This window comes from Streptomyces sp. NPDC012769 (assembly GCF_042901205.1).
In the GTDB taxonomy this organism is placed as follows: Bacteria; Actinomycetota; Actinomycetes; order Streptomycetales; family Streptomycetaceae; genus Streptomyces.
Window position 1 is genome coordinate 1923310 of sequence record NZ_JBIBCP010000001.1, and the last position, 12818, is coordinate 1936127.

Genomic DNA, 12818 nt, shown 5'->3' on the forward strand with positions numbered 1-12818 from the left:
CACCGCCCCACGACCTCGGCCACCACCCCACGGCCCGGCCACCGCTCCCAGGGCCGCTCAGCCGGATCCAGCCGGATCCGGCCGTTCACACCGTCCAGGTCGGTTCGAGCTGCACCACGTCGCCGGTCATCGCCGCCACGTCGGCCTCGGTCTGGGCCCGCAGGCCGAGGCGCTCGACGCGCTCCACCCGGTACTTCCCGTGTTCCGCCACCGAGTTCCACATCGACAGGACCAGGAACTCATGCCCGGGCGCCTCCCCGAACAGGCCCCGGAGCATGCCCGGGGACCCGGCCATCGCCGGGTTCCACACCTTCTCCTGCATCAGCGCGAAGTGCTCGACCCGCTCCTCGTGCACCCGGCAGTGCGCGACCCGGGCGACGTCGGCGTCCGCGAACCGCGGCTCGAAGCCGGTCTTCACGTCGAAGCGGTGATCGAACAGCTTGACCTGGGCGTTTCGGAACGTACCGACCTGCGCCGCGGCCAGCCGGTCGTGGGACCGGGCCATGAAGGAGTCGTAGAAGGCACGGCTCTCCCAGAACGCGAAGACATGGGCGACATCCGGCCGCCGCCGGCTCCATCCCCCGCCCTGTCCCCGGAATCCCGGCTCACCGAGCAGCCCCGCCCACTTCCGCTGCCCCCGCTCGAACCCTCGACGGTCCACCACGGTGCAGCGAATCCACTTGACCAGCACCGCGCCATGGTACGGGGCGGAGCGACGCGCCGTCAGACCTCCGCGGAGTGCACCCGCACCAGGGCCGCGGCCTCCTCGTCGTCCAGTTCGATACCGAAGAGCTCGTCCAGGGTGGCGACCAACTCCTCGGGCCCGACCTTGCGTTCCTCCCTGCTGCCGTCCACGTGCACCGCGGTCAGACCGTCTCGGACCAGCGCCCAGCGCACCTCCGCCCCGGGCCGCTGGGCCACCACCTGGCCGATGAAGCGCGACCGGGGATGGCTGGAGCTGTAGTGGTTCATGAGCTCGAAGTCCTCGGGATACAGGCTGTGCGGCGCGAACGCGTACAGATCGGTCCACCCCTCCGGGCGAAGCGCCCGCAGCACATGGACACCCCTGCCCTCCCCCTCCTCCTTCTCCTGCTCCTCCTCGACAGTGACAGCGAAACCCCAGCCGTCCTGCTCGACCCGCGCGCCGTCGACCAGAGGCACCGGCTCCAGCGGCCCCTGCCACCCGAATCCGGCGTCGACCAGCCACTGTCCGCCCTCGACCGTGACCACGAGCAGCGCGTGCGTGATCGGTGTGCGCGCGTCCCCTCGTGTACGGTTCCGGGCGCCGCGCCCGGAGACATGGAAGCCGATCCGCTCCAGGGCGGCGGCGAGCAGGCTGTTCTGCTCATAGCAGTAGCCGCCGCGGCGCCGGTCGACCAGCTTGGCCCGGAGGCTTGTGACGTCCAGCGCGATCCGGCGCCCGAGCGCCACGTCCAGGTTCTCGAAGGGAATGGCCGAGACGTGCGCCCGCTGCACGGCGCGCAGCGTCGCCAGATCGGCCGCCAGCGGCCCCGAGTGTCCGATCCTCGCCAGATAGGCGTCCAGATCCAGCTCTTCCCCGCCCCACATACGACACTCCCCCGCCGCCGATGCCATGTTGATCACATGACACCATGAACGACCCGTCAGGAACCGCGCAGGGAGAGGGGATTCACGATGAGCGGACTCAACAAGGGGGTCGGCAAGGTCGAGGTGGCGCTCAAATGGGACCCCAGTCCGGCCGGCGCGCCCGCGCACGACCTGGACATCATCGCCGGGGTCTACACGGCGGACGCCCCGTACGGCCCTCCGGCCTATCTCGTGCACTTCGACAGCCGCTCCCCCGACGGCACGATCACCCTCCACCGTGACAGCCGTACGGGACAGGGCCTCGGCTACGACGAGGCGATGACCCTGGAACTGCCTCGGCTCGCGGACCGCTACGCGCGCGTGGTGGTGGGCGTGGCCATACAGCAGAGCGGCGGCCGGCTGACCTTCGGCGAGGTGGCCCGGACCGGTGTGCGGGTCCGTGAAGGCTACACCGACCTCCTGGAGGACGACCTCACGGCCGTGGCGGACTCGACCGCCGTGACCGTCGCCGAGTTCGTCCACGACGGGGCGGAAGGCTGGACCTTCCGCCCCCTTCTCCACGGCTTCGACACGGATCCGGGCGACTTCGGCGCCCTGATGGGCGCCCGGCGCTCCTGAGACGGGCACGACGGCCCTGAGGAAGTCCGTCAGCCCGCCGCCCAGCCGGGAACGGTCGGCAGCACCCGCTCGGCGACCCGCGTCAACGCGGTGTCGTCGACGGGGATCCCTTGGTCCTGGCGCCAGATGACGAGTTCATAGGAACCGCCGCCGTCCTGCGCGTCCTTGGCGATCAGCAGATGCCGGGCGATGCCGCCCGTGGTGGTCTGGGCCTTGCCGCCGCCCAGCGGGACGTTGAACGCCAGGGTGCGATCCGAGTAGAAGAACGCCGGGCGCCCCAGAACCTTCGTGGGCTCCACCGTATTCCCGAGCAGCCGCCCCATCTGGGCGACGGGGAGGCGGTCGTAGGAGACCGAGAGTTTCAAGGAGTACGTGGGCAGGTCGACGGCGCCCGACGGGGTCGGGATCCTGTCGCTGCCCCCGAGCGTGGTCCACCCGTGGGTGCCGTACGCGTTCGTGGCCTGTTCCCCCGGAGTCGAGAGCAGTGCCGGCAGGTCCGGGCGGTTCAGCGCCTGGCACAGCCGTGTCCCGGAGACGTACCGCGGCGGCACGGCATCGGTCGCCGCCGTCGTGCAGACGGCGGGCCCCCGGTCCACGGAGCCTTCCTGGGAGGTCTTGGCCAGGAACCAGAAACCGCCCGCCAGCACCGCGCCCATCGCCAGCGCGGCCGCCACCTGTGCGCCCGCGCTCGGCCCCTTCGCCGATCCGCCCACGCCCTTCGCCGATCCGCCCACGTCACCGGCTCTCCCACCGGCCACGTCACCGGCTCTCCCACCGGCTGTCTCTCCGGCCATGTTCCACCCCACCCCTGTACGCGCTCGCTGCGCGACGGCAGAGCCTAACCGGTGATCGTCCGGGCGCGAGGCCGGATTTCCCGCGCACGCGGGAGAGGGTGCCGACCACCGGTCGGCACCCTCTCTCACACGCTATTCGGTCGCGCCGGCCGGAACGGTCAGCTGCAACCGCTGGTCGAGCCGCAGCCCTCGCAGATGTAGCACGAGCCGGCGCGCTGCATCTTCGTCCCGCAGGAGAAGCAGAGCGGGGCGTCCGCGCTGATGCCGAGCTGCATCTCCACGAGCTCCGCGGAGGTGTGGGCCTGCTTGGGGGCCGGGACCTCGACCTTGGGGGCCGGGGCGGCGACCGCCTTCAGCTCCTGGGTGCGGGGCGCCGACTGGGCGAGGCCCTCGACGTCGACGTCCTCCTCGGCCGGCTCGTACGAACCGGTCTCCAGGTGGCGCTGGCGCTCCTCGGCCGAGTGGATGCCGAGGGCGGAGCGGGTCTCGAAGGGCAGGAAGTCGAGCGCCAGGCGGCGGAAGATGTAGTCGACGATCGACTGCGCCATCCGCACGTCCGGGTCGTCCGTCATGCCGGCCGGCTCGAAGCGCATGTTGGTGAACTTCGAGACGTAGGTCTCCAGCGGGACGCCGTACTGCAGACCGACGGAGACGGCGATGGAGAAGGCGTCCATCATGCCGGCGAGGGTCGAACCCTGCTTGGACATCTTCAGGAAGACCTCGCCGAGACCGTCGTCCGGGTAGGAGTTGGCGGTCATGTAGCCCTCGGCGCCACCGACGGTGAAGGAGGTGGTGATCCCCGGGCGGCCCTTGGGAAGGCGCTTGCGGACCGGGCGGTACTCGACGACCTTCTCGACGGCCTCGCGGATCGTCGCCTCGGTCTTCGCGGTCACCTCGGCCTTCTCGTCCTCCTTCTTCTTGGCGGAGAGCGGCTGGCCGACCTTGCAGTTGTCGCGGTAGATCGCGAGCGCCTTGACGCCCATCTTCCACGCCTCGAAGTAGATCTCCTCGACCTCCTCGACGGTCGCCGTCTCCGGCATGTTGACCGTCTTGGACAGGGCGCCCGAGATCCAGGGCTGGATGGCGGCCATCATGCGGACGTGGCCCATCGCGGAGATGGAGCGCTCGCCCATGGCGCAGTCGAAGACCTCGTAGTGCTCGGTCTTCAGGCCGGGGGCGTCGATCACATTGCCGTGCTCGGCGATGTGGGCGACGATCGCCTCGATCTGCTCCTCCTGGTAGCCCAGGCGGCGCAGGGCCTGCGGGACGGTGCCGTTGACGATCTGCATCGAGCCGCCGCCGACCAGCTTCTTGAACTTGACCAGGGCGAGGTCGGGCTCCAGGCCGGTGGTGTCGCAGGACATCGCGAGACCGATGGTGCCGGTCGGGGCGATGACCGAGGCCTGGGAGTTGCGGAAGCCGTTCTTGGCACCGAGACGGACGACGTCCTGCCAGGCCTCCGTGGCGGCGGCCCAGATCGGGGTGTCCAGGTCGTCCATGCGGACGGCCTTGTCGTTGGCGTCGGCGTGCTGCTTCATGACGCGCTGGTGCGGCTCGGCGTTGCGGGCGTAGCCGTCGTACGGGCCGACGACCGCGGCGAGCTCGGCGGAGCGCTTGTACGAGGTGCCGGTCATCAGGGAGGTGATGGCACCGGCGAGGGCGCGGCCGCCGTCGGAGTCGTACGCGTGGCCGGTCGCCATCAGCAGGGCGCCGAGGTTGGCGTAGCCGATGCCGAGCTGGCGGAAGGCGCGGGTGTTCTCGCCGATCTTCTGGGTGGGGAAGTCGGCGAAGCAGATGGAGATGTCCATCGCGGTGATGACGAGCTCGACGACCTTGGCGAAGCGCTCGACGTCGAAGGACTGGCTGCCCTTGCCGTCGTCCTTGAGGAACTTCATGAGGTTCAGCGACGCGAGGTTGCAGGACGTGTTGTCCAGGTGCATGTACTCGCTGCACGGGTTCGAGCCGTTGATGCGGCCGGACTCGGGGCAGGTGTGCCAGTGGTTGATCGTGTCGTCGTACTGGATGCCCGGGTCGGCACAGGCCCACGCGGCCTCGGCCATCTTGCGGAAGAGCGCCTTGGCGTCGACCTCCTCGATGACCTCGCCGGTCATACGGGCGCGCAGGCCGAACTTGCCGCCGGCCTCGACGGCCTTCATGAACTCGTCGTTCACACGGACGGAGTTGTTGGCGTTCTGGTACTGGACGGACGTGATGTCGTCGCCGCCCAGGTCCATGTCGAAGCCCGCGTCACGGAGGGCGCGGATCTTCTCCTCCTCCTTGACCTTGGTCTCGATGAAGTCCTCGATGTCGGGGTGGTCGACGTCGAGGATGACCATCTTGGCGGCGCGGCGGGTGGCGCCGCCCGACTTGATCGTTCCCGCGGAGGCGTCGGCGCCGCGCATGAAGGAGACCGGGCCGGAGGCGTTGCCGCCGGAGGAGAGGAGCTCCTTGGAGGAGCGGATGCGGGAGAGGTTCAGGCCGGCGCCGGAGCCGCCCTTGAAGATCATGCCCTCTTCCTTGTACCAGTCGAGGATCGACTCCATGGAGTCGTCGACGGCCAGGATGAAGCAGGCGGAGACCTGCTGGGGCTGCGGCGTGCCGACGTTGAACCACACCGGGGAGTTGAAGCTGAAGATCTGGTGCAGGAGGGCGTAGGCCAGCTCGTGCTCGAAGATCTCGGCGTCGGCGGGCGAGGCGAAGTAACCGTAGTCCTCGCCGGCCTTGGTGTAGGTCTTCACGATCCGGTCGATGAGCTGCTTGAGACCGGTCTCGCGCTGCGGGGTGCCGACGGCCCCGCGGAAGTACTTGCTGGTGACGATGTTGACCGCGTTCACCGACCAGAAGTCGGGGAACTCGACGCCGCGCTGCTCGAAGTTGATCGAGCCGTCGCGCCAGTTGGTCATGACGACGTCACGACGCTCCCAGGTCACCTCGTCGTACGGATGCACGCCGGGGGTGGTGTGGATGCGCTCGATACGCAGGCCCTTGCTCGCCGCCTTGGCTCCCTTGGTGCGGGAACCACGTGCCGGACCGCTCGCCGTCTCTGTCATGCCGCCTCCCATATACGGGCAAAACACCCTGGAGCGCCCGGAAAATTCCAGGGCTCGGTTTTCTGTACTGCTGTCTGTACTGCTGCTGCCACGAGCGCCTCTCGGGCCACCCGGGGCACGTCTTTCCCGGCCGCGCTGCGGCCGGCCGCCGGACCGTCCCGGTCCGGCCCGCCGGTCAGTCGGCGGCGTTGGCGGGAACGGGGACCCCTGGGGTCGCCACGGTCCCGCCGCCCTCAGCGGGAGGCCGCTCACGGAGTTCCGCGATGGCGGCCTCGAAGTCTTCGAGGCTGTCGAAAGCCTTGTAAACGGACGCGAAGCGCAGGTAGGCGACCAGGTCGAGTTCCTGCAACGGGCCGAGGATGGCCAGACCCACGTCATGGGTGGTCAGCTCGGCGCTCCCGGTGGCGCGCACCGCCTCCTCGACCCGCTGGCCGAGCTTGGCGAGGGCGTCCTCGGTGACGGGTCGCCCCTGGCACGCCTTGCGCACGCCGGAGATGACCTTGGTACGACTGAAGGGCTCGGTGACCCCGGACCGCTTCACCACCATGAGCGAACAGGTCTCCACCGTCGTGAAACGACGGGAGCAGTCGGGGCACTGGCGGCGGCGTCGGATCGACGTGCCGTCGTCGGTGGTGCGACTGTCGACGACGCGGCTGTCGGGGTGCCTGCAGAAGGGGCAGTGCATTGGTTCCGACCCTCCCTCATGGCACGACTGAATAGCTTCGCCGGGCCTGTCAAGGCCCCCTCGAAGCGACCACCAGCATAGGCGATCCGAACACCCCCGGCAGACCGGGGACCACTACTTGTGGGTGGCGGATGCAATCCAACCACTAGATCTTGGGTCGATCCGCAATTTCGGCACCTGCGCGTGTCGCGCCGCCGACGGGCGCGGGAGGCGCCGCGCGGACGGCCACGAGGGTACGGGAAGGGCGCGGCGGCGGGGATTCCGGGGTGGCCGGTGCGACACTGGGAGGGCACCCCGACGAGCGGGGTCGACCCCTGCGGCCCGGCCGTGAAGGCTACCGTGATGACCGATGTCAGCGGCGGCCGGGTCGGCGTATACACCCACCTACACACACACGTAAGCCGAACTGCGAATTTTCACTCGAACGTGTGTTTGGCGCAACCTTTCGAAAGCTACTACCGTTGTGCCAGCCAGGGAGACCATTCGAGAGGGGCCGACGACGTGACCACCACCGCAGACAGTGCCACCATTACCGCCCAGGACCGCTCCCAGGGCCGACTCGAGCCGGTGCATGCGATGAATGACGCAGTCATGAACGGGGAGGAGCCCGGCCGACCCGCCCGCTCGCTCCCCGGCCGACCTCCAGGGATCCGGGCCGACAGCTCCGGCCTCACCGACCGGCAGCGCCGGGTCATCGAGGTCATCCGCGACTCGGTGCAGCGCCGCGGGTACCCGCCGTCGATGCGTGAGATCGGCCAGGCCGTGGGCCTCTCCAGCACCTCCTCCGTGGCACACCAGCTGATGGCCCTCGAGCGCAAGGGCTTCCTCCGTCGCGACCCGCACCGGCCCCGGGCGTACGAGGTGCGCGGCTCCGACCAGCCCAGCACCCAGCCGACGGACACGACGGGCAAGCCCGCCGCCTCCTACGTCCCCCTGGTCGGCCGCATCGCGGCCGGTGGCCCCATCCTGGCCGAGGAGTCCGTCGAGGACGTCTTCCCCCTCCCCCGACAGCTGGTGGGTGACGGCGAGCTCTTCGTCCTCAAGGTGGTCGGCGACTCCATGATCGAGGCCGCGATCTGCGACGGCGACTGGGTCACGGTCCGCCGCCAGCCCGTCGCCGAGAACGGTGACATCGTCGCCGCCATGCTCGACGGCGAGGCCACGGTCAAGCGCTTCAAGCGCGAGGACGGCCACGTCTGGCTGCTGCCGCACAACGCGGCGTACCAGCCGATCCCCGGCGACGAGGCCACCATCCTCGGCAAGGTCGTCGCCGTGCTGCGACGGGTGTGATTCCACCTCGTCGGCCCTGAACCGGGCCCCGGGACCCACTGCGCCGGTCCCGGGGCCCTGCGTTTTCCCGGATACCGGGCCCCGCTCCTCCTCGCGCCCCGTGCCGTGCCGTGCCGCTACGCCTCCGCGGCCGTGGCCACCGCGTCGATGGCCGCCAGCGACCGCCGCACCTGGTTGCGGTCGGTCGTGTACCAGAAGTCAGGCAGCGAGGCCTTCAGATAGCTGCCGTACCGCGCCGTGGCGAGCCGCGGATCGAGAACGGCGACCACACCGCGATCCCCCGTCGCCCGTACGAGCCGGCCGGCGCCCTGCGCCATCAGCAGCGCCGCGTGGGTCGCCGCCACGGCCATGAACCCGTTGCCGCCAGCGTCCTCGACCGCCTTCTGCCGCGCGCTCATCAGCGGGTCGTCCGGGCGCGGGAAGGGGATCTTGTCCATGACGACCAGCTGACAGCTCGGGCCGGGGACGTCCACGCCCTGCCACAGCGACAGCGTGCCGAACAGGCAGGTCTTCGGGTCGGCGGCGAAGTTCTTGATCAGCTCACCGAGCGTGTCCTCGCCCTGGAGCAGGATCGGAAGCTCGGGGATCCTGGTCCGCAGCTCCTCAGCCGCCTGCTGGGCGGCGCGCATCGAGGAGAAGAGTCCCAGCGTCCGGCCGCCGGCGGCCTGCATCAGTTCGGTCAGCTCGTCGAGCATGTCGCCGCGCTCGCCGTCCCGCGCGGGCCGGTTCAGGTGCTTGGCGACGTAGAGGATGCCCTGCTTGGGATAGTCGAAGGGCGAGCCGACGTCGATGCCCTTCCACACGGGCACGTCCTCGCCCTGGGTGCCCTCGGGAGCGAGGCCCAGCGAGGCGCCGACTCCGTTGAAATCGCCGCCCAGCTTGAGCGTGGCGGAGGTCAGCACCACCGAGCGGTCCGCGAACAGCTTCTCCCGCAGCAGGCCCGAGACGCTGAGCGGCGCCACCCTCAGCGAGGCGCCGAAACGGTCATGACGCTCGTACCAGACGACGTCCCACTCCGAGCCCTGGGTGATCCGCTCGGCCACCCCGTGGACCGACTCGACCGAGGCGAGGGCCTGCTTGCGGACGGCGTCCTCGTCCTGGACGGAGCGGTCGCGGGTGGAGCCGAGCGCCGTGATCACCGCCCGTGAGGCGTCGCGCAGCGCCATCAGCGCATAGCCGAGGTCCTCCGGGATCTCCTCCAGACGCCCGGGCAGAGCCAACTCCATCAGCTTCTCGAAGCCCTCGGCGGCGGTCTGCAGCTGATCGGCCACCTTCTCGTCGACCAGCCTCGACGCCCGCCTCACCGCCCGGTTGACCTGGCCTGGGGTGAGCTCGCCGGTGGCGACGCCGGTCACCCGGGAGACCAGCTCATGGGCCTCGTCGACGATCAGCACCTCGTGCTGCGGCAGCACCGGCGCGCCCTCGATCGCGTCGATGGCGAGCAGCGCGTGATTGGTGACGACGACCTCGGCGAGCTTGGCCCGCTCCCGGGCCGCCTCGGCGAAGCACTCCGCCCCGTACGCGCACTTGCTCGCGCCCAGGCACTCGCGCGAGGAGACCGAGACCTGGGCCCAGGCCCGGTCGGAGACGCCCGGCGTGAGGTCATCCCGGTCGCCGGTCTCCGTCTCGTCCGACCAGTCCCGCAGCCGCAGCAGGTCCTGGCCGAGCTTGCTGGTCGGCGCGGCCGCCTCGAAGGGGTCGAAGAGGCCCTCCTCCTCGTCCTGCGGAACACCCTCGTGGAGCCGGTGCAGGCACAGATAGTTCGACCGGCCCTTGAGCATGGCGAACTCCGGGCGCCGGCGCAGCTGCGGATGCAGCGCCTCGACCGTCCGCGGCAGGTCGCGCTCGACGAGCTGGCGCTGGAGCGCCAGCGTCGCCGTCGCGACCACCACCCGCTCCCCCTGCGCCAGCGCCGGTACGAGATAGCCGAGGGACTTACCGGTGCCGGTGCCGGCCTGGACGAGGAGGTGGGAACCGTCGTCGATGGCCTCGGCCACGGCCTCGGCCATGGTGACCTGGCCGGGGCGCTCCACACCGCCGACGGCGGAGACGGCGGCGTGGAGGAGATCGGGGAGGGATGGCTTCGTCATAGCGCTTCCACCCTACGGGGCGGCACTGACAGCCGGGGCCCTCCCCGTGATCACGCCAGCGGGTTCGGGACGGTCCCGTGGACGGCCGCGTGGGGCCGCTCGGGGCGGTCGCGGTAGCCGTCGAGGTGGAGGCGGTTGCGGTTGAGGCACAGCCGCTCGATCCTCGGGACCAGGAGATCGAACAGCTCGAACCGTTCCTTCAGCTCCGGGAAGCGCGCCTGGTGGCGGAGGATCTCGGCGCGCACCAGGGTCCAGAACTCCTCCTCGGGCACGTCGAGTTGCTCCTCGCAGAGCGGCGCGAGGTAGCGGAAGACGCCCACGAAAAGGCCCGAATGGATGAACTGGGTGAGGAAGCCGGGTTCCTCCGTGAGGAGCACGGCCCGCACGTCGTCCGGCATGGTGGCGTGCTCGGGGAGCGGCACGGCGCTGATGTTGACGTCGTCGACGAAGTCCTTGATCGCCAGGCGGACCGGCACGTCCTCTTCGTCGTAGACCACGATGGCGTTCTCGCCGTGCGGGGAGAAAACGGTGCCGTACTGGTAGAGGAAGTGCAGCAGCGGCGGCAGCAGGGCGGCGAAGAGGCGCTGGAGCCAGGCGCGGGGGGTGAGGTCCGAGCGTGCGACGAGCTCCGCGACGAAGGCCCGGCCCTCGGGGTCGACGTGGAGCAGTGAGGCGAGGGTGCGGGCGCGCTCGCCCGGGGGCAGCCGGAGGGGTTCACGCCAGATCGCGCCGAGGAGTTCCTTGTACTGGTACGGCACTTCCGGCAGCCGGTCGTACAGCGGGTGCTCGACGGTGACGGACGCGACCTCGCCGAGGAGGATCACGCCGCACTCCTCGCGCAGGAAGGGGTCGGCGTCGCGCAGGCCGTGGACCCATGAGGTGACGGCGGGGGCGGCGAGGGTCCGCTCGGTGGGCAGGCCGCGCCAGACCAGGGTGTTGAGGACGGAGAGCGGCAGCTTGACGGTGTGCCGGTCGGGGCGGGTGGTGTTGAGGAAGGTACGGACGGACTGCTGCGGCAGCCGGAGGTCGGGGTCGGCCGGGAGCGGGACGACGGCCCCGGCGGCGATCGCGGGGGCGTAGAGCGGCAGCAGGATCTCGTCCCACTGCCAGGGGTGGACGGGCAGCAGCAGATAGCCGTCGGGGTCGAGGCCGCGGGCGCGCAGGACGCCGTGGAAGCCCTCCCGGACGTCGGGGTCCAGTTCGCGGGCGTAGAGCAGGTCGGGGGTGTCGAGGCCGGGGACGCCGCGATAGGCGGCGATCCGGGTGCTGACGGCGATCCAGGGAAGGCGGGCGGGGCGGCGGGCCTCGGGGGCCCAGCGGGCGGCGTCGGAGGCGGAGAAGCCGATCCGGCCCTTGTTGACGACGAGCCACGGGTGCCCGGTCTGGTGGCCTTCGAGTTCCGCGTAGCCGAGGTCGGCGAGGCGGGCGGCGGGCAGGGCGGTGTGGTCGAGCCGGGCGTCGGCGGCGAGGGTGGTGGTGAGCTCGCGGATGAGGTGGCCGAGGGTGGCGCCGTCGAGGTCGAGCAGCCGGCGGGCGCGGACGAGGAAGGCGAGGGGGTCGGTGGCGGGCCTGCCGTCGAGGGTGAGCGAGCCGGGCTCGACCCGCCAGCTGTCGTACGCGCCTCGGCGGGCGGTGAAGGCGAGGGTGCCGCCGTCGTCGAGGGTGAGGGTGTGGCGGCCGGGGCCGTCGCCCGGCCGGGGCAGGACGATCTCCTCGTAGGCGAACTCGGCGACGGCCTTGGCCAGCAGGCGTGCGCCGGCGCGGGACCAGGCGGCGGCGTGGAGCTCGGGGGGACCGTAGAGGTCCGACGGTGCGGGTGGTGCGGAGTCGTGGGGTGCAGGAGACGTCGACACGAGGACTCCTCGGGGTGGGAACCGCTGTGGGTCGAGCGGTGTATGTAAGGCAGAGGGTGTTCAGAGGACGTGGCGCAGGGCGCGGTCGCGGACCATGAGCGCGGCTCGTTTGTCGGGCAGGTCGACTTCCGCGGAGAGGCGGAAGCCGGCGGACAGGAAGGCTGCTACGGAGGGGGTGTTGCGCAGGTCGGGTTCGGCGAGGACCCGGGTGCATCGGGGCCGGTGGTCGAGCACGAGGTCGGCGACGGCTCGCAGAAGGGTGGTGCCGATGCCGCGGCCGCGGTCGGCGACGCCGCCGATGAGGAGGTGGATGCCGGTGTCGTGCGGGCGCGCGGGGTAGTGCCGGGCGAGCGGGTCGAGGTCGGCGCGGTAGATCTCGAAGTAGCTCATCGGCGTGGAGTCGAGGACGCCGAGGCAGGGCACGCTGCGTCCGTCGCCGTCGAGTTGGGCGCGGATGTGGTCGGCGGTGACGCTTTCCGGGCCTTGGAGTTCCCAGAAGGCGGCCACGGCCGGGTCGTTCATCCAGCGGGCGATGAGCGGCAGGTCGCGGTCGAGCCGGACGGGGACGAGCTGGAAGCGTCCGGCGGGTGTGCCGGCCGGGCGCCAGCCGGCGAGGCCGTCGAGAAGGTCGTCGGCGTCGCTGCGGTCCTGTTCGCCCTGGGCGAGGAGGGTGACGAGCTCCTCGGTCAGGTGCAGGTCCAGGGTGTCGTCGGTGCTCGGGTCGGCGACCCGGTCGGCGCCGGGTGGGCCTGCGGTGCCGGGGTGCGCTTCGGTGGGAGGCACGGAGCGCTCTCCTCTCGACGGATCGGGGACGGGGGGCGGATCGGACCGGAGGCCGGTCGGGTGCGGGAGACCCGGGGGCCGGTGGG

Annotated in this window: 10 protein-coding genes; 2 read left to right on the forward strand and 8 right to left on the reverse strand. The window is 70.9% G+C overall.

Going from position 1 to position 12818, the window contains the following annotated elements; translation table 11 throughout:
* Window positions 1–85: 85 nt before the first annotated feature.
* The gene (locus tag ACFY7C_RS08525; protein WP_389645662.1) at window positions 86–691 is read right to left on the reverse strand and encodes a YdbC family protein; all 606 of its coding nucleotides are present in this window, start codon (window positions 689–691) and stop codon (window positions 86–88) included.
* Between the two features lie 32 nt (window positions 692–723).
* Window positions 724–1569, reverse strand: coding sequence for an arylamine N-acetyltransferase (locus ACFY7C_RS08530; protein WP_389645665.1), 846 nt, complete (start codon window positions 1567–1569; stop codon window positions 724–726).
* 87 nt (window positions 1570–1656) lie between these two features.
* Here ACFY7C_RS08530 and ACFY7C_RS08535 point away from each other — a divergent pair, with 87 nt between their 5' ends.
* On the forward strand, window positions 1657–2187 hold the full coding sequence (locus ACFY7C_RS08535) for a TerD family protein (protein ID WP_389645668.1): 531 nt from the start codon (window positions 1657–1659) through the stop codon (window positions 2185–2187).
* Window positions 2188–2216: 29 nt separating this feature from the next.
* Here the strand turns inward: ACFY7C_RS08535 and ACFY7C_RS08540 are convergent, their stop codons facing one another.
* The 3 genes from ACFY7C_RS08540 to nrdR form a co-directional block, all read right to left on the reverse strand.
* Window positions 2217–2945, reverse strand: coding sequence for a DUF6215 domain-containing protein (locus ACFY7C_RS08540; protein WP_389645671.1), 729 nt, complete (start codon window positions 2943–2945; stop codon window positions 2217–2219).
* Window positions 2946–3139: 194 nt separating this feature from the next.
* A complete protein-coding gene (locus tag ACFY7C_RS08545; protein ID WP_389645674.1) occupies window positions 3140–6031 on the reverse strand; it encodes a vitamin B12-dependent ribonucleotide reductase in 2892 nt (963 codons plus the stop codon).
* Window positions 6032–6206: 175 nt separating this feature from the next.
* Window positions 6207–6716: a transcriptional regulator NrdR gene (nrdR, locus tag ACFY7C_RS08550; RefSeq protein ID WP_389645676.1), complete on the reverse strand. Its 510-nt coding sequence runs from the start codon at window positions 6714–6716 to the stop codon at window positions 6207–6209.
* A 501-nt stretch (window positions 6717–7217) separates the two neighbouring features.
* On the opposite strand from nrdR, the gene lexA reads away from it, so the two are divergent.
* Window positions 7218–8006, forward strand: coding sequence for a transcriptional repressor LexA (gene lexA / locus ACFY7C_RS08555; protein ID WP_361177788.1), 789 nt, complete (start codon window positions 7218–7220; stop codon window positions 8004–8006).
* A gap of 116 nt (window positions 8007–8122) precedes the next feature.
* Here the strand turns inward: lexA and ACFY7C_RS08560 are convergent, their stop codons facing one another.
* The 3 genes from ACFY7C_RS08560 to ACFY7C_RS08570 are packed head-to-tail and all read right to left on the reverse strand — an operon-like array spanning window position 8123 to window position 12732.
* On the reverse strand, window positions 8123–10096 hold the full coding sequence (locus ACFY7C_RS08560) for an ATP-dependent DNA helicase (protein WP_389645680.1): 1974 nt from the start codon (window positions 10094–10096) through the stop codon (window positions 8123–8125).
* A 50-nt stretch (window positions 10097–10146) separates the two neighbouring features.
* Entirely contained in the window at window positions 10147–11949 is a 1803-nt protein-coding gene (locus ACFY7C_RS08565; RefSeq protein ID WP_389645683.1) for an IucA/IucC family protein, read from the reverse strand.
* A 60-nt stretch (window positions 11950–12009) separates the two neighbouring features.
* The gene (locus ACFY7C_RS08570) at window positions 12010–12732 is read right to left on the reverse strand and encodes a GNAT family N-acetyltransferase (protein WP_389645685.1); all 723 of its coding nucleotides are present in this window, start codon (window positions 12730–12732) and stop codon (window positions 12010–12012) included.
* Between the last annotated feature and the right edge of the window lie 86 nt (window positions 12733–12818).

What these genes read in the sequence shown, in the direction of transcription:
- ACFY7C_RS08560 (WP_389645680.1), bottom strand. Translation starts at nt 10,096, where the DNA reads ATGACGAAGCCATCCCTCCCCGATCTCCTCCACGCCGCCGTCTCCGCC.
- ACFY7C_RS08545 (WP_389645674.1), bottom strand. Translation starts at nt 6,031, where the DNA reads ATGACAGAGACGGCGAGCGGTCCGGCACGTGGTTCCCGCACCAAGGGA.
- ACFY7C_RS08535 (WP_389645668.1), top strand. Translation starts at nt 1,657, where the DNA reads ATGAGCGGACTCAACAAGGGGGTCGGCAAGGTCGAGGTGGCGCTCAAA.
- ACFY7C_RS08530 (WP_389645665.1), bottom strand. Translation starts at nt 1,569, where the DNA reads ATGTGGGGCGGGGAAGAGCTGGATCTGGACGCCTATCTGGCGAGGATC.
- nrdR (WP_389645676.1), bottom strand. Translation starts at nt 6,716, where the DNA reads ATGCACTGCCCCTTCTGCAGGCACCCCGACAGCCGCGTCGTCGACAGT.